This is a genomic window from Secundilactobacillus paracollinoides DSM 15502 = JCM 11969, from assembly GCF_001311135.1.
GTDB lineage: Bacteria > Bacillota > Bacilli > Lactobacillales > Lactobacillaceae > Secundilactobacillus > Secundilactobacillus paracollinoides.
The window spans coordinates 84,926-99,778 of record NZ_BBAG01000001.1 but is presented as its reverse complement, the minus strand read 5'-3'; the positions used below and the strand labels follow the sequence as shown (position 1 = coordinate 99,778).

Sequence of the window (14,853 nt, the reverse complement as noted above, 5' to 3'; positions counted from 1 at the left end):
CGTATTTTGTTACTATAGATACATACTAGCACGATTTAGGAAGTGATTATATGGCCTCACAATTAATTTCTGTCGTTGGCCGTGTCCAGGGCGTCGGGTTTCGCTGGTCAACCAAGCGCATGGCCGACGAGCTAAACGTCACTGGATGGGTCAAAAACGAACGGGATGGGACCGTCTCAGTATTAGCCCAGGCCGACTCAGAAACACTTGCCACCTTTGTCGCCGGACTGAAACGGTCGCCATCACCGTACGCTGTCGTTGATGCAGTGCACGTCAAGCCAATTACGGCCCCTGTCTGGCACGAATTTAACATTACCAATTGAAAAATGCCCCTATTTCAAGTAATATTTACTTTGTTGCGTTAAGCAAATTGTGAAGACTGCAATATTTTAGAAGGGGATTGACAACTAACAAATGAAATCAAATAAACCTTTACGCTTGGGCATGGCCTTAGCGGGACTCGCCCTTGTGTTGAGCGGGTGTGTGCAACGCACGAAGAGTGGTAAGCCCTACGGCGTCGTGTACGATTACCTCGCCGTTCCTGGTCAGCACGTCATGGAATGGATGGCCAACTTCTTAGGCCACTCCTATGGCTGGGCCATTATCGTTTTGACCGTCGTCGTTCGGCTCGTTTTATTGCCGTTGATGGTCCGTCAGATGCGCAGTTCAACCGTCCAACAAGAAAAATGGCAGCCATCAACCTCAAATGACTGCCCTTCAGAAACGTCAAAAGTCGGCTTCAACTCAAGAAGAGCAAGCTGCAGCTGGTCAAGCGATGATGCAACTCTACCGGGATAACGGCATCAGCATGACTGGTGGGATCGGCTGTTTGCCGCTGCTGATTCAAATGCCAATTTTCGCTGCATTATACGCTGCGATTCAGTACTCGCCTGAGCTTTCCTCATCTTCATTTATGGGTATTCCGCTTGGGAAGTCTTCCATTGTATTGGCCATTCTTTCCTTCGTGGCATACCTGCTTCAAGGGTACTTATCCATGATCGGCATGCCAAAGGAACAGCAGAAACAAATGCGGGTAACAATGGTCATCAGTCCCGTGTTCATTTTGTTCTTTACGATCTCAGCCAACGCTGGGCTAGGCCTTTACTTCTTCATCGGTGGAATTTTTGCCTGCATCCAGACGATCATCATTAATTTGTATCGACCACGGATCAGACGTGAGATTGAAGCCGAAATGAAAAAGAACCCGCCTAAGATCGTTGAGGAACCAATGCCAGCTGCGGCAACACCAACAGCTGATAGCAGCTCGACGGATTCAGCACCTTTGACCAAGACGCAAGCCACCGATAAGAAAAACCGGCAACGAAATGCGGGTAAGCAACAGCACCATCATGAGTAATCAGCATTAAATAATGCATCGTAAGAAAACGCCAAGTATTCAAGTGCTTGGCGTTTTTTTGTGTGCTATTTTTTGGAGGGTACTTGAGAGGAAACAAAACCTAGGTTGCCCATTGGCGCTACCTATTTCCGCCCTGTAAGCTGCAACGCTCTGCATATTTAGCGTAAAACAAAGCCGCAATTGTCACCCTTAAATGGGATGCAATTGCGGCTTCGTTTTATTGACGCTATTAAACGGGATCAATCCTGAGGGTCATCGTCATCTGAATGAACGCTTGGGTCATCGGTTGCACGATAGACACCCGGAATGCCCGTACCTGAGTCTGTATCGTCCGTTGGGGTCGTCTCCGACGATTTCGTCGAAGCAGCAGTTGACTCATCAGTCGGGTCAGCACCCAAATTGGAAGACAGCGGTGTTGGTTTGGGCTTCGGCCCCTCTTCTTTTGCAATGTCGAGTTGCTGCTTTTCCGTTTCGGAGATCAACGGCAGCGCAATCTGGAAGATCGACCCGTGGCCCACAGCACTTTCGATGGCAATCTTACCATGGTAGGCTTCGATCAACCGCTGGGCAATTGACAGCCCGAGACCGTTACCGCCCTTGTTGCGACTACGGGCTTTATCGACCCGGTAGAAACGGTTAAAGACGCGGTTCATGTTCTCTTGGGAAATCCCTTCACCAAAGTCCTGAACGGCAATTTCAACCGTGTGACCGCCCTCGGACAACGACATATGAATTTCTTTTCGTTTAACCGAATACTTCACGGCGTTGTCTAACAAGATGATCAGCACCTGTTCAAGGTGGTTCCGATATATTTGCGAGTACGCGTGACCTTCAACATCATCATCCAAAATGAACATGAAGTCCGGGTGAATCATTTTGAAATCGTTGAACACCTGGTTCACAACTTCCTTAACGTCAGTCGTTTCATGATTCAGCGTGATCTCAATCTGTTCTGCGCGGGTCAGATCCAGCATTTCACTCACAAGACTCTGCATCCGTTTGGTTTCCTGCATCGCGGCACTGAGGGATTCATCCAGCACTTCTGGATCATCCTTCCCCCAGCGTTGCAGCATCTCAATGTGGCCTTGAATAACCGCGACTGGCGTTCGTAGTTCATGTGAAACGTCTTCAACAAATTGTTGCTGCTGGTCAATGTAGCGCTGCATTTGATCTAACATATCATTAAATAGCGTTGTCAGATCAGACAACTCGTCGTTACGCTTAGTTTCTGGCACCCGTTCCTCAGATTGCGGGTCAGACCGGACCGCGCGCATCGTCGCGTTCAGGTCATCGATCGGCCGCAGCAGGTATGCAGATAGCAGGTAACTAAACACGGCCGCAACAAACACAGCCGAAATAAGTAAGACGAGTAAGATCATTGCAAACCGCTGTTGCGCTGCCTTATATTCCTCAAGCGAATTGGTCACCTGCACGTAGCCCAGCAGCTGATGCCCCTGTGCGGTGTAGATGGGCGCCCGACCAACGAGCCCTGAAAAATGGGCTGTGTTGACGCGCGACAACTGTCGTTTAAGCGTTAACTTACCAGTTTTAAATTGCTTATCTCGTGACGAAAAGACCTCTTTTTTCTGGGCGTTATAAATGGTAACGACCGTACTATCACGTGACAGATCTGTAATTAAATTACTGGAGTAAATATTCGTTTCGTCGCTCACCGAGCCGCTTGGCTGATCTAGCGTGGGTTGTAGTTCGGCAGCAACCGTTGTTTTATTGAAATGGCCCTGAAGATTATCCAGTCGGGATTGGACCGTTGTCAGCGTACTGTTCACATGGCTGCGTTCCTGGCTTAGCAGCACCCCTGACAGCCCCGAATACAGCAGCCAGGAAAAAATAATGAAGATGAGAAAGACGCCGGTTGCGGTGCCCAGCGCCCATTTCCACTTGACAGATAACCGACGTCTTTTTTTAGCGGTCGTCTCCGCCGCGAGTTCTGGTGTGTTTTGGCTCATGAACGCATCACGTACCCTGTCCCACGAACGGTTTGGATATAGCTCTTTTCACCAGGACGATCAATTTTATTCCGCAGGTAACGTACATAGACGTCGACCACGTTTGTTTCAACTTCTGATTCGTAACCCCAGACCTTGTTTAACAAAAACGTCCCGAGCTAACACAACGTTGGCGTTTTCCATCAGCGTCAAAAGGAGTTCGTATTCGCGCTTCGTCAGGTTGATCACTTCATCGCCGCGACGCACGACTCGGTTTTCTTTTTCAATCGTGAGGTCCTTGTAAGTCACCGTTGTTTGCTTGAAGTCTTTTTGTTCCGATTCAATGCGGATCCGACGCAACAATGCCCGAACACGTGCTAAAAGTTCTTCAATCGCAAATGGCTTAACAATGTAGTCGTCGGCGCCGTGGTCAAACCCAGAAACTCGGTCGATCACAGAATCCCGCGCCGTCATCATAATAATTGGCGTGCTCTTTGTTTCACGAATCCGGCGGGCAACGTCGATCCCGTTTAATTCAGGCAACATCAGATCCAATAAAATGACATCAAAATCTTCAGCCAGCGCGGTATCAAGACCGGCACGCCCATCAAAACGGACTTCTGTTTCGTAACCTTCATGTTTAAGTTCAAGCTCCACAAAGCGGGCTAAATTTTTTTCATCTTCAATAATTAAAATGCGACTCATTATAACGAACTCCTCTTATTCAATATTATTTTTTAGGATAACCATCGTTTATAGTATTTTGGACACTGTTTGACAGTGTATCACAACTATCGCTCACACTTCGTCTATCATACTATATTAATCGTAATTTGGCGAGAAACTGCGCGGAATTTCAGTTAATTCCAATGGAGTTTCATTCAACTCTCATATTAATGAAAATAAAGGGAATTTTTCTTCATCAAATTATTATGTGAAAATAATTATGATTGCTCACGAAATCACTTGTATTTCTGTAAGAGATGTGGTTAAATAACATTGTGAAAAAATTAAACAACTCAGACAGATGAAAGAGGTTATTCAATAATGAAAGCAGCAGTTATTCGCGATTCAGTAGATGGATATGTAGATATTAAAGACGTTACCCTCCGTCCTATCAAGCACGGTGAAGCCTTAGTTGACGTTGAATATTGTGGCCTTTGCCACACTGATTTACACGTTGCAGCTGGTGACTTCGGCAAGTTCCCTGGCCGGATCATTGGTCACGAAGGTGTTGGGATCGTTTCACAAGTTGCCGATGACGTTGAAAACTTGAAGGTCGGCGATCGCGTTTCCATCGCTTGGTTCTTCAAGGGCTGTGGCCATTGTGAATACTGTCTCACAGGTCGTGAAACGCTTTGCCGTAACGTCCAAAACTCCGGCTTTACTGTTGACGGTGCCATGGCACAACAAGTTATCGTTGACGCCAACTACGCCGTTAAAGTGCCAGAAGGCCTTGACCCAGTTGAAGCAACCTCATTGACCTGTGCCGGTGTGACCATGTACAAAGCCCTTAAAGTCGGCGAAACAAAGCCTGGCCAATGGGTTGAAGTCGTTGGTGCCGGTGGTTTAGGAAACTTAGCTATCCAATACGCTAAGCACGTCTTTGGCGCCCACGTTGTCGCTGTTGATGGTAACGAAGACAAGTTAGCCGCTGCTAAGGAAAACGGCGCTGACATTTTAATCAACCGTCATACGCAGGATGTCGCTGAAGAAATCCAAAAACAAGTTGGCGGTGTGCACAACGCGCAAGTCACAGCTGTTAACAATGATGCCTTTACCCAATCCGTAAACGCCCTGCGTCCAGATGGCCGGTTAGTTGCTGTTGCCTTACCACAAGGCGACATGGAATTAAACATTGCCAAGACTGTTTTAGATGGTATCCAAGTCGCTGGTTCCCTTGTTGGGACTCGTCAAGACTTAGCTGAAACGTTCCAATTCGGTGCTGAAGGCTTAGTTCACCCAATCGTTAAGACCCGTCGTTTAAGCGAAATCAACGACATCATCGACGAAATGAAACGTGGCGAGATCACTGGCCGGATGGTTATTGACTTCACTAAGGAAAAATAATCGCATTTAAGAAATGGTTCACGTAACCACTGAACTACCTGAATAAAAACAATGGTTTCACATCCCGCCGTGGGCTTGTGAAGTCATTGTTTTTTGTGGTATAAGAATTGATCCCATTAAGTTGACCAAATTGTGCCATAATAGAGGTAATGATTTACCGGGAGAATGCCCACTAAGGAGCCATAATATGGAAACGCAGCAGTTTAATCAGTTTACCTGGGTTGCCGTTAAAACAACAGCCCCGCAAGATATTAAAACGATTCAAGAAACCTATCACCTGGATGCAGAAGTCCTTGATTATGCAACTGACCCAAATGAACGGGCGCACGTTGAATACGACGATGAAACCAAGACCTTCCTGTTGGTGTTTCATGTTGCCAACACGAAAAAGGTCGATCAGCACTATGAAGCCGTGCCAATGACCTTTATGATCAAGAACAACACCCTGATCACCATCAACTTTCCAGAATCAGACTACGTTATTGCAATGATGCAACAAGCCAAGGCGCTTCCTGATTCGGCCAGTGTGTATCAATTCCTCTTTACCAGCCTCTTTCACGTCTCAGACGCGTTTTTCCCATTGGTTGAACAAGTGGACCAGGAACGCAAAGAGATCACAGAACGGCTTAAAATTAAAACAACTAAGGGCAACCTTCTGAGCCTCTCTGATCTGGAAACCGGTCTGATCTATCTCATGACAGCGGCAAAACAGAATGCGGTGGTGTTGGAACAGCTTAAGGCGCTCCAGATCTACAAACAACTGTCAGAGACCGACCAGGAAGTCCTTGATGATGCCCTGATCGAAGCCAACCAATTATCGGAAATGACGCAACTGACTGGGCAAATTCTGGATCAGCTATCGGGCACTTACAATAACGTCTTAAACAACGGCCTAAACGACACCATGAAATTTTTGACGGTCTGGTCCCTGCTTTTGACGATTCCAACCATCGTCTCCGGTTTTTTTGGGATGAACGTCCAGCTCCCCTTCCAGCATGGTGCTTGGAGCTGGGTCATCACGCTGGTGATTGCCGCCATTCTTTGGATGGGATTAGGATTCCTCTTGCGACATTTTATGAATAAATCTTAAAACAACAGTTAGCTCATTCATCCAAAATCCCCACGTCACATTGTCTCTTGCAATGTTGCGTGGGCTTTTAGATGATTTTATGGCTCAATACGACGATGGCGGTTTATACGTTTCGTAACGCTTACTTTTGATAAGCTAAAATAATTCATTATATAGGATTTTGTGCTATCATGACCTCATCCTAAATAGTGGAGGTAAGCGACCATGACTGGTTTAAGGACGCGCCGAACGCGTCAATTCGTGGTTAAAGCCCTACTTATGGGCCTCGTAACGCTACTATACAGCTCATTTTCAGCACTGTCTGCTAACGCGGCGATCACGCCAGTCTTTCCCTATCGTTTCTCGGAACCTGAAGCAACGATTCACATTAAGGCTGGTACCTACTACACAAGTGTCTGGCAAAAAGCAATTCAAGTCTGGAACAGCAAACATGTCTTTTCATTTGACCTCACACCACACGCATCCGCTCAGATTACGGCAACCAGTCTGCCTGCCTCGCTGTATCAACCCGATTTAAGCGGTCTCACCAGCATTCAGCACACGGCAGATAACCAGATCATCACCGTGACGACCTACATTAACACCAGCGTTGTCAAAGCGAGCCACTACACAACTGCGCAACGGGTTCATGTTGCAGAACATGAGCTTGGGCATGCCATGGGGCTTAATCATAACCAGGGGCAAAAAAGTGTGATGTATTACGCGAACCGCTATTATTCCGTTCAAGCAGTCGATGTGGCGGCCGTAAAAGCCCAATATCAAGTTGGCGCGAATGGCACACCATTACCCAGCATCCCTGCTGGTGATACGGCAATCAAATATGGGACGCGCATTTTACCCCTGTTAAATCAAACCCTGGGCGATGAAGCTGACCTGCAATTAATTATCGTGCCGGGTCATCACTAACCATAGGGCGATTATCCTATCACGACAAAATTAGGCTGAAGACACAAAAAAGCCACCCCGAGACCGCGGTTCTCGTAGGGTGGTTTTTTGTCTGTGTAGAAAGCTTCAATTAGTTGTTAGTCGTAACAACTTGACGGCCATCATAGAAGCCGCAGTTAGGGCAAACAACGTGTGATACACGTAATTCACCACAGTTTGGGCAGGCACTCAAGTTAGGTGTTTGCAACTTGATGTGTCCACGGCGCATACGCTTCTTTGTCTTTGAAGTTTTACGTGCTGGTACAGCCAAAACCAACACCTCCTTTGGTCTAAAATTTGTCCACTAGTGAAAAATTTTTAAAAGTCTTGTCGTCAACTTCAGTCCTTCTTCTTAGACGCATCGTCCTGAAAGAAATTCTGCAGTTTAGCAAGACGTGGATCAACAGTTTGAGCATCTGACGCATCGTCTTGACCTTCAATGGTCACCGACCAGCTCTTGCCCTCAGGCAACGACTTGGCTGATTGCTCAGCCGGCGTCAGAATTTGCATGGGAATCTGAAGTAACAGGTTATCTGCTACCGCCTTATCAACGTCAATTTCATCATCCTCAACGTAGAGGACAACGTCCGTCTTTTCGTAACGGTCGACCGCTTCATGACTATCAACATAAAACTCTATCATGTCAAAGTCTGTCGGCAGGCTGACCGGGTCTAATGACCGCGATGACGGCACCGTTAACGTTGCGGATACATGGGCGTAGATGAGAATATCACCACTGGATTCAACGCTTGCCATTCCTGATACTTTAACAGGGGTGGCATCAAGCACTTCATCCGGGTAACGTTCCATCAGTGAAGTCTTGAGATCCAAGGTGGTATCGAACTTTAACGACTCGTGTCGATAGTTCTTACGCAATTCGGTCAATGAAAGTTTCACAACGAACCCTCCTAATGCAACTTTATTATTATACCTAGCCCGATTTAGGTTGTCAAGGTAATTTCCTTGATAGTCTTATTTAACCCTTAAGTTAACGCCTAATTCGACCTTTACTGTTTAAACTATTACAAAATGACGGGATGCTGTAACCGGTCCTGATCGATACCAGTCATCATCTGGCGCAACAAGCCGGCCTGATAATCTAGTCGATATGGGCCATTGATCCAGTCATCCGTCACCTTCGAAATCACGGGAACCGGCAACGCTTTTTTGATCTCGTTAAGATACGCCTGACCCTTATGAGAAAACCCGAGGACCCGGCAGTAGCGCGGTTGCGTATTTGGTGCGACGGTTGTGACCTGTAAGAGCACGTACACGCATAGACGCTGTAACCGCGCATAGGTAAACCGTTTGGTCTTCGCCCGTCGCAGAAAATCCTGGAACCCCGTGGCTGGCAATGCTGCCTGTTTGAGTCGGTATTCAATGCCCTCACTCATCTGGTAGATCCGCTGAAGGTCTGGCATCGCCGCTAACAACAATTGATACCGTAACTGCGGCCAAAACGTCTCCCTATCGACTGTAGGCTGAGTTTGCAACGCTGATAAGGTCGTTGGGGGCACCACTTGCGCAATGTCCGCCCAATCCTGTTTTTTAAACGCCTTACGAATTGCCGCCCCACTCGCAATGGTCGTTTCACCAATCGTTTCTGACTGATGGTCACTGGTCTGGCGTTGAATCGGCAGGATCGTCATCGGCGTTTGCAAGCGCGCATTTGCTGCCACATAGGTAAACCCCAGAATGTCGTTTGACGCGCGGAGATCAATTCCCGTCTGCTGTTCTAAATAGTCATTGAACAGCGTTGGGTAGGTCTCGTCAAACTGCTTAAAATGCGCCGTTTGAGACGCTGGTTGATTTGCGACCAGTTGTGCGAAATCCATGTCTGGATGTTCGGCACCAAACGCCAGAGTCTCACACCCCAGCATGTGCAGATAGTTCACCGCACCCGCCGCAAACAAGTGCGCCGGTTGCACCGCCATTTCAAATGGCAATTCCACAACGAGGTCCAGTCCGTTTTCTAGTGCCAGCCGGGTCCGCTGCCATTTATCTAACAGTGCCGGTTCACCCCGTTGTACCCAGTTACCGCTCATCACCGCGACCGTGACGTCCGCATTGGCTCGACGTTTAGCTGTTACCAACTGATACTTGTGCCCGTTATGGAACGGATTGTATTCAGCAATGATGCCTAGCGCATTAGTCGTTTTGACCGTCCCCTTTTTCACAAACAAAGAACCAGCGCGTGGTCTGCGCATCAGGTTGCTGACGCCCAAAGTCGGCACTCACCGTCACCCGATTAAAGCCAGCTGCCTGTAACAATTGCCGGTAGACCGATAACTCATAGGTCCGCTCATGATGCAGTTCTGACACTTCATCGTAAGCATCCTTAGCACTGTTATAGGTAAAGAACGTCAGGTCATGTTCTACAGCGTGCGGTTCATCGGCTTCATCACTGGACCACAGGAACGCCCGGTCTTCATCACGGTAGTTGTACATGTACCCAGGATAGACGTCATCTGTTTGGTGCGGGGTGATCACGTCAAACAGAAACTGGCCGGTTGTCGTTAGATGACCCGCGACCTGCTCAAACACAGTCTGCAGCGCGGTTTCGTCTGGTAAATAACACAGCGAGTCGGCGTAGCAGGTCACGGTTTGATAAACCGGCAGCTCGCTGAGATCCAGCATGTTTCCCTGGATCAACGGCAAGGCGACATCCGCCTCACGCACATGCTGATCCGCTAAGGTCAGCATCTCTTCTGACAGATCAAACCCAGTGACATCAAATCCTCCTGCGCCAATTGAACAGCTAGACGGCCAGTCCCACAAGCAAGTTCAAGTAAGGGCTGGTCAGGCTGCCGCACCGTCTGACGCGTAAAAGCTGCCCAATCCGCATACAGTTGCGGGTCAAACAGCTCATCGTATAACTTAGCAAAAGTCTGGTAAATCATGCTTCGACCCAGTCACTCAGGTCAACAGTAGGTGCGTCAGACCAAAGTTTTTCAAGGTTGTAATGCCCACGTTCCTCTTTTTGGAACACGTGAACCATGACGTCACCCAAATCAATGAGCACCCAGCGACCAGCTTCCCGGCCTTCGATGCGTTTCACGTCAATATCAGCGGCATCCGCTGCATCGTGAACGGCGTCAGTAATGGCCTGTACTTGACGGTTTGAGGTCGCATCCATGATCAAAAAATAATCGGTGATCAGGCTAACCTTTTCCATGTCGAGTGCCAAAATATCTTCGGCTCGCTTGTCGTTTGCGGCTTTCACAGCCACTTCTAAAATTTGTTTACTATCCATATAGATTAATCGCTCCTTATTTAACGAGTCCGCTAGTCGGGACCCATGCGTTGTAAGTTTCAATCGTTTTCGGGTAAATCGCTTTGTTTTCTGCGATCAGATACGTCAGCGTGTGCCACGTTTGAAAGGCCACCCCGAGATCCAGATCCCGGGCGGTCATTTCACGGGCTTCAGCCACACCATCAAAGTCACGTGCCGGTTCAATGTAATCTGCCATGTACACGATCTTCTCAAGGGTCGTCATGTAGGGATTCCCCGTGGTATGATACCGAACGGCATTCAGAATCTCTTCATCATAAATGCCGAGTTCTCGCTTGATAAACTCAGGGCCGACCACCCCGTGCCAGATGGCATTATTCCAGTTAGCCAAGTCAGGATCCAATCTGTAATCGCTGATAGCTTGCAAAAAATCGCTATCAGGACGTTGTTTGGCATAATCATGGACCAACCCAGCAATCGAGGTCTTTTCAACATCAGCACCGTACTGCTTGGCTAACGCAATAGCTGTCTGCTCGACGCGTTGGACATGGGCAAACCGTTCGGGACGTAAATGCGCCTCAATTTTTGCTAACAATTGATTCCTTGTGTCCGTCGTATAATGATCTGAATAAACTAAGTCACTAGTCACGGTATAATTGTCGCTCCTTTATAAAATCAGCTACCGGATCTGCCACCATGTATCGAATCGATTCACCATGCTTCACCCGCTCACGAATGGTCGTTGAGCTGATGTCGATCACCGGCACATCCACCCACAAAACGGGATATTGAGATGTTAACGGCGAATGTTCTCGCCGCACCCCCACAAACTGCACGAGTTTAAGCAGGTCATCAATGCGGTGCCACTTTGGCAAATAGGCCACCATATCACCACCAATAATGAAGTAGTAGTCATTTTCAGGGTGTTTTCTCTTTAGTTCGACCATGGTGTCATAGGTATAACTAATGCCCCCACGACGCACTTCCGTAAGTTCTAAACCAAAGTCTGGGTTGCCCTCGATACTTTGACAGACCATTTTGACCCGTTCATCCGCATCGATTGCAAACTTTCGGTCAACGTGCGGCGGGTTGGCGTCCGGCATAAATAATACTCGGTCAAGACCAAGCTGATCCTTCACCTGGTCAGCCATGATCAGGTGGCCAAGGTGCGGCGGATTAAAGGTGCCCCCCAGGATACCAATGCGCTTTTTTTGCACGCTGGCAGCCAGTTGTTCGACAACCTTGGTTTCTGTGCGTTCCAGTACCTTTACCATCTCAATATCCCCTTACGCGTGTTTCTTACAACTGGTCAACGTTAAGTGAATAGCGTTGATATTTTTCGTCTTCGGCGGGTTGGAATAAAACCAGTACCCGGCCGATCGTCTGAACGACCTGAATCGGTGTTTCTGCCTCAATGTAAGCCTGAACATCGCTCACACTTTCATCGGCGGCCTGCTGCAGGTTGATCTTGATCAGTTCCCGCTTTTGCAGTGCGCCATCAAGCTGCGCCAACCATTCAGGGTTCAAGCCGTTCTTCCCGACTGAAAAAATGGGGTGTAAATGATGGGCTTGAGACCGTAAATAATGTTTTTGTTTTCCTGTTAATGTCAAATTCAATTCTCCTTAAATCATTGCTTTTCGAACCAGTACGCCAACACCTTTCGGCGCGTAACCGGCGACAACTGTCCCCGCTGGAACCGTCACCCAGCCAAGGCCCTCAAAAACGAGATCACTCTTTTCGATGATTTTGAACTCATGCCGGGTCAATGGTGGCAATTGGTCAAGATCACTAGGCGGTGTCAATAAGTCACCCACGTGTTTTTCATAGAAGTTATCCGCATTTTCCAACTTAGTTCGGTGCAGCGGCAGCGTATTTTCAACGTAAACGGTGAATCCGTTCTTGGGGCCGCTGACATAGTCAAAACGAGCCAGTCCTGCCAAGAAGATGGTTTGCTGGTCATTAAGTTGGAACACCTTTGGTTTAATTTGCTTCTGTGGTGCGGCGATCTTTAAATCTTTCCCCGAGAGGAAGTGTGCCATTTGTGACTCATGGATGATTCCAGGGGTGTCCACTAAGGCGTGACCGTCATCTAATGGAATCTCAATGCGATCAAGCGTCGTGCCGGGGAACCGTGACGTGGTAATGACATTTTGTTCACCCGTCCGTTGGTGGATGATCTGGTTGATCAACGTTGATTTACCCACGTTTGTGACACCAACGATGTAAACGTCGCGACCCTCACGATACTTATCGATCTGCTGCAACAGTTGGTCAACTGAGTGATTCGTTTTTGCAGAAACCAGTGCGACATCCATTGGCCGAAGTCCCTGTTCATTTGCACGTTGGCGGATCCAGTCCCGCAGCTTAGGCCGTTTTAACGACCGTGGTAGAAGATCTTCCTTGTTACCGACTAATAAGATCGGGTTGTCGCCAACGAAGCGGTGGAGGCCTGGAATGATCGACCCATTAAAGTCGAAAATATCAACCACGTAAACGATCAGCGCATCAGCATCCCGAATCTGAGTCAGTAATTTCAGGAAATCGTCATCGGTTAAACCGACGGGCACGATTTCATTGTAGTGACGTAACCGAAAACAGCGTTGACAATACAGTTCACCAGTTTCCAAGCCCTTTTCCAGCGCGGATTTTGGGGTGTAACCAGGTTTATTTTTTTCAGTTGTTTGAATCTGGGCACCGCACCCAATACAGTACAGTGTTTCGCCGTCAACTAAGACGTCGGTGTTAGTTGTGTCGTCCATTAATGGTTATTTCCTTTCGATAGGTGAGTTCTGGATGCGCCTTTTTGACGCCGTGCATCACAAAATATTCAAAGAAGCGATTAATTTTTGTATTCCAAGCATCACTAGCGACAATTGGTTTCACCAATATACTCCGCACCCGACTGGCATTGGCAGCGGCGACATCAGTCAGTAACTGATCACCCACCATCACTGTCTGTGCAGGCGTGACGTGGTACTGACGCATGGCGCGTTTAATGCCAAACGGGAGCGGTTTTAATGCTCGTGAAACAAATGGTAAGCCTAGCGGTGCAACGGCCTTCTTAACCCGCCGATGCGAGTTGTTTGAGACCACAACAAGTTGAATCCCCACCCGTTCGAGGTCCAGCATCCAATTCTTAAGTTCAGTGGTGCCATAGGGGTTATTCCAAGCAATCAGCGTGTTGTCCAGATCGGTTAAAACGACCTTGATGCCAAGCTGAAGTAACGTCTCGGGTGAAATATCGTACGTGGCACGAATCATCCAAGTCGGCGTAAATCCTGATATCATGACGGACTCCTTTTATTTCTCTACTGATTGTCTATTATACTGAACTTTCGCCTGTTTGACTAACCCTACTGCTTGAAAAATAAATTTTTCTACTATTATTGTGTCGAAACGTGTTCGTAAAGAATGCTTTTCAATGGCAGGTACGCAGTCCGTTGCGTTTATTTTTTACTACTAGTTAAGTATTAAATTGGCGTTTAAGCGAGTTCGAAGAGAATCCGCCCTCGACTGCTAGGAAATTTCCTGTCAGCAATGCTTCTCACTGTAGAGCAGTCACCAATAACGATTAATTAACAAGTTTGTGGTGCCACTTATGAAGGTTCATCAACGATGCTGACTCCTGAAAATCTTAGCTGAGTGTAGCCGTTCAGCATTGCGGACAGCGACACTTTTATATTACCGAAACGTATTCCGCAGACTGACTCCCTACTGCGTAAGCCCTCCGCATGGCGCCACATCATAAAAAAACGAGGCTAAGGTAACAAACACCTCGGCCTCGTCTTATTAGTTGTTAATTAAAGAGCTTTCTTAGCAGCGTCTGCAAATGCCTTGAAGGCGTCTGCATCGTTAACAGCTAAGTCAGCCAGCATTTTACGGTTAACTTCGATGTTAGCTTGCTTCAACCCAAACATCAACTTGCTGTAGCTCAGACCATTGATCCGGGCAGCTGCGTTGATCCGGGCAATCCATAAACGACGGAAGTTACGCTTGTTGGCCTTACGGTCACGGTATGCGTATTGGGCACCCTTCATAACTTGGTCTTTAGCAACCTTAAACAAACGGTGCTTTGAGCCGCGGTAACCCTTGGCTAACTTAAGAACTTTCTTGTGGCGTGCGCGTGTAACTGTTCCACCTTTAACTCGTGGCATAATAATTCCTCCTAATACTTACGGTCAGTCGTGTTGACTAACAGTGTCTCGATTGATGCGTCACTGTAATGAAGTAACG

General features: G+C 47.7%; 15 protein-coding genes and 3 pseudogenes. 5 read left to right on the top strand and 13 right to left on the bottom strand.

The window, feature by feature from the left end; all coding sequences use genetic code 11:
* Window positions 1–50 precede the first annotated feature (50 nt).
* Both JCM11969_RS00485 and yidC read left to right on the top strand, forming a co-directional pair.
* Window positions 51–323, top strand: a complete 273-nt coding sequence (locus JCM11969_RS00485; protein WP_054706941.1) for an acylphosphatase — start codon at window positions 51–53, stop codon at window positions 321–323.
* A gap of 91 nt (window positions 324–414) precedes the next feature.
* A pseudogene (gene yidC / locus JCM11969_RS00480) lies at window positions 415–1,357 on the top strand (membrane protein insertase YidC).
* Window positions 1,358–1,596: 239 nt separating this feature from the next.
* On the opposite strand, the gene JCM11969_RS00475 reads toward yidC, so the two are convergent.
* Both JCM11969_RS00475 and JCM11969_RS00470 read right to left on the bottom strand, forming a co-directional pair.
* A complete protein-coding gene (locus tag JCM11969_RS00475; protein ID WP_065903425.1) occupies window positions 1,597–3,324 on the bottom strand; it encodes a HAMP domain-containing sensor histidine kinase in 1,728 nt (575 codons plus the stop codon).
* A pseudogene (locus JCM11969_RS00470) lies at window positions 3,321–4,008 on the bottom strand (response regulator transcription factor). Before JCM11969_RS00470 ends, JCM11969_RS00475 begins: the two are co-directional and overlap by 4 nt.
* 342 nt (window positions 4,009–4,350) lie before the next feature.
* On the opposite strand from JCM11969_RS00470, the gene adhP reads away from it, so the two are divergent.
* The 3 genes from adhP to JCM11969_RS00455 all read left to right on the top strand — a co-directional run bounded on the left by adhP (window position 4,351) and on the right by JCM11969_RS00455 (window position 7,369).
* Window positions 4,351–5,373, top strand: a complete 1,023-nt coding sequence (gene adhP, locus JCM11969_RS00465) for an alcohol dehydrogenase AdhP (RefSeq protein WP_054706939.1) — start codon at window positions 4,351–4,353, stop codon at window positions 5,371–5,373.
* Between the two features lie 187 nt (window positions 5,374–5,560).
* On the top strand, window positions 5,561–6,463 hold the full coding sequence (locus tag JCM11969_RS00460; protein WP_054706937.1) for a magnesium transporter CorA family protein: 903 nt from the start codon (window positions 5,561–5,563) through the stop codon (window positions 6,461–6,463).
* A 204-nt stretch (window positions 6,464–6,667) separates the two neighbouring features.
* Window positions 6,668–7,369, top strand: a complete 702-nt coding sequence (locus JCM11969_RS00455; RefSeq protein ID WP_054706935.1) for a matrixin family metalloprotease — start codon at window positions 6,668–6,670, stop codon at window positions 7,367–7,369.
* Window positions 7,370–7,478: 109 nt separating this feature from the next.
* On the opposite strand, the gene rpmF is transcribed toward JCM11969_RS00455, so the two are convergent.
* The 11 genes and pseudogenes from rpmF to rplT form a co-directional block, all read right to left on the bottom strand.
* A complete protein-coding gene (gene rpmF / locus JCM11969_RS16850) occupies window positions 7,479–7,658 on the bottom strand; it encodes a 50S ribosomal protein L32 (RefSeq protein WP_082409092.1) in 180 nt (59 codons plus the stop codon).
* A gap of 68 nt (window positions 7,659–7,726) precedes the next feature.
* Window positions 7,727–8,284: a YceD family protein gene (locus tag JCM11969_RS00450; protein ID WP_054706933.1), complete on the bottom strand. Its 558-nt coding sequence runs from the start codon at window positions 8,282–8,284 to the stop codon at window positions 7,727–7,729.
* A 125-nt stretch (window positions 8,285–8,409) separates the two neighbouring features.
* Window positions 8,410–9,594: a nucleotidyltransferase gene (locus JCM11969_RS00445; protein ID WP_054706932.1), complete on the bottom strand. Its 1,185-nt coding sequence runs from the start codon at window positions 9,592–9,594 to the stop codon at window positions 8,410–8,412.
* Window positions 9,536–10,287: pseudogene (locus JCM11969_RS00440) on the bottom strand (class I SAM-dependent DNA methyltransferase). Before JCM11969_RS00440 ends, JCM11969_RS00445 begins: the two are co-directional and overlap by 59 nt.
* Complete coding sequence (gene rsfS, locus JCM11969_RS00435; protein WP_054706929.1) at window positions 10,284–10,640, bottom strand: ribosome silencing factor; 357 nt, start codon at window positions 10,638–10,640, stop codon at window positions 10,284–10,286. Before rsfS ends, JCM11969_RS00440 begins: the two are co-directional and overlap by 4 nt.
* A gap of 16 nt (window positions 10,641–10,656) precedes the next feature.
* Complete coding sequence (gene yqeK, locus JCM11969_RS00430) at window positions 10,657–11,268, bottom strand: bis(5'-nucleosyl)-tetraphosphatase (symmetrical) YqeK (protein WP_054706926.1); 612 nt, start codon at window positions 11,266–11,268, stop codon at window positions 10,657–10,659.
* Window positions 11,261–11,893 carry a nicotinate-nucleotide adenylyltransferase gene (locus JCM11969_RS00425; RefSeq protein WP_054706923.1) on the bottom strand — a complete coding sequence of 211 codons (633 nt, stop codon included), beginning with the start codon at window positions 11,891–11,893 and terminating at the stop codon, window positions 11,261–11,263. Before JCM11969_RS00425 ends, yqeK begins: the two co-directional genes overlap by 8 nt.
* A gap of 25 nt (window positions 11,894–11,918) precedes the next feature.
* Window positions 11,919–12,230 carry a ribosome assembly RNA-binding protein YhbY gene (gene yhbY, locus JCM11969_RS00420; RefSeq protein ID WP_054706919.1) on the bottom strand — a complete coding sequence of 104 codons (312 nt, stop codon included), beginning with the start codon at window positions 12,228–12,230 and terminating at the stop codon, window positions 11,919–11,921.
* A 12-nt stretch (window positions 12,231–12,242) separates the two neighbouring features.
* Window positions 12,243–13,379, bottom strand: a complete 1,137-nt coding sequence (gene yqeH, locus JCM11969_RS00415) for a ribosome biogenesis GTPase YqeH (RefSeq protein ID WP_054706915.1) — start codon at window positions 13,377–13,379, stop codon at window positions 12,243–12,245.
* Window positions 13,363–13,908 (bottom strand): YqeG family HAD IIIA-type phosphatase, encoded by a 546-nt coding sequence (locus JCM11969_RS00410; RefSeq protein ID WP_173585406.1) that lies wholly within the window; start codon window positions 13,906–13,908, stop codon window positions 13,363–13,365. The genes yqeH and JCM11969_RS00410 overlap by 17 nt, the downstream gene beginning before the upstream one ends.
* A gap of 512 nt (window positions 13,909–14,420) precedes the next feature.
* Window positions 14,421–14,774: a 50S ribosomal protein L20 gene (gene rplT / locus JCM11969_RS00405; protein ID WP_054706912.1), complete on the bottom strand. Its 354-nt coding sequence runs from the start codon at window positions 14,772–14,774 to the stop codon at window positions 14,421–14,423.
* Window positions 14,775–14,853 lie beyond the last annotated feature (79 nt).

Coding starts and splice junctions, on each gene's coding strand:
- JCM11969_RS00455 (WP_054706935.1), top strand. CDS start 6,668: ATGACTGGTTTAAGGACGCGCCGAACGCGTCAATTCGTGGTTAAAGCC.
- yqeH (WP_054706915.1), bottom strand. CDS start 13,379: ATGGACGACACAACTAACACCGACGTCTTAGTTGACGGCGAAACACTG.
- adhP (WP_054706939.1), top strand. CDS start 4,351: ATGAAAGCAGCAGTTATTCGCGATTCAGTAGATGGATATGTAGATATT.
- JCM11969_RS00460 (WP_054706937.1), top strand. CDS start 5,561: ATGGAAACGCAGCAGTTTAATCAGTTTACCTGGGTTGCCGTTAAAACA.
- JCM11969_RS00410 (WP_173585406.1), bottom strand. CDS start 13,908: ATGATATCAGGATTTACGCCGACTTGGATGATTCGTGCCACGTACGAT.
- JCM11969_RS00485 (WP_054706941.1), top strand. CDS start 51: ATGGCCTCACAATTAATTTCTGTCGTTGGCCGTGTCCAGGGCGTCGGG.
- JCM11969_RS00425 (WP_054706923.1), bottom strand. CDS start 11,893: ATGGTAAAGGTACTGGAACGCACAGAAACCAAGGTTGTCGAACAACTG.
- rsfS (WP_054706929.1), bottom strand. CDS start 10,640: ATGGATAGTAAACAAATTTTAGAAGTGGCTGTGAAAGCCGCAAACGAC.
- JCM11969_RS00445 (WP_054706932.1), bottom strand. CDS start 9,594: ATGCGCAGACCACGCGCTGGTTCTTTGTTTGTGAAAAAGGGGACGGTC.
- rplT (WP_054706912.1), bottom strand. CDS start 14,774: ATGCCACGAGTTAAAGGTGGAACAGTTACACGCGCACGCCACAAGAAA.
- JCM11969_RS00475 (WP_065903425.1), bottom strand. CDS start 3,324: ATGAGCCAAAACACACCAGAACTCGCGGCGGAGACGACCGCTAAAAAA.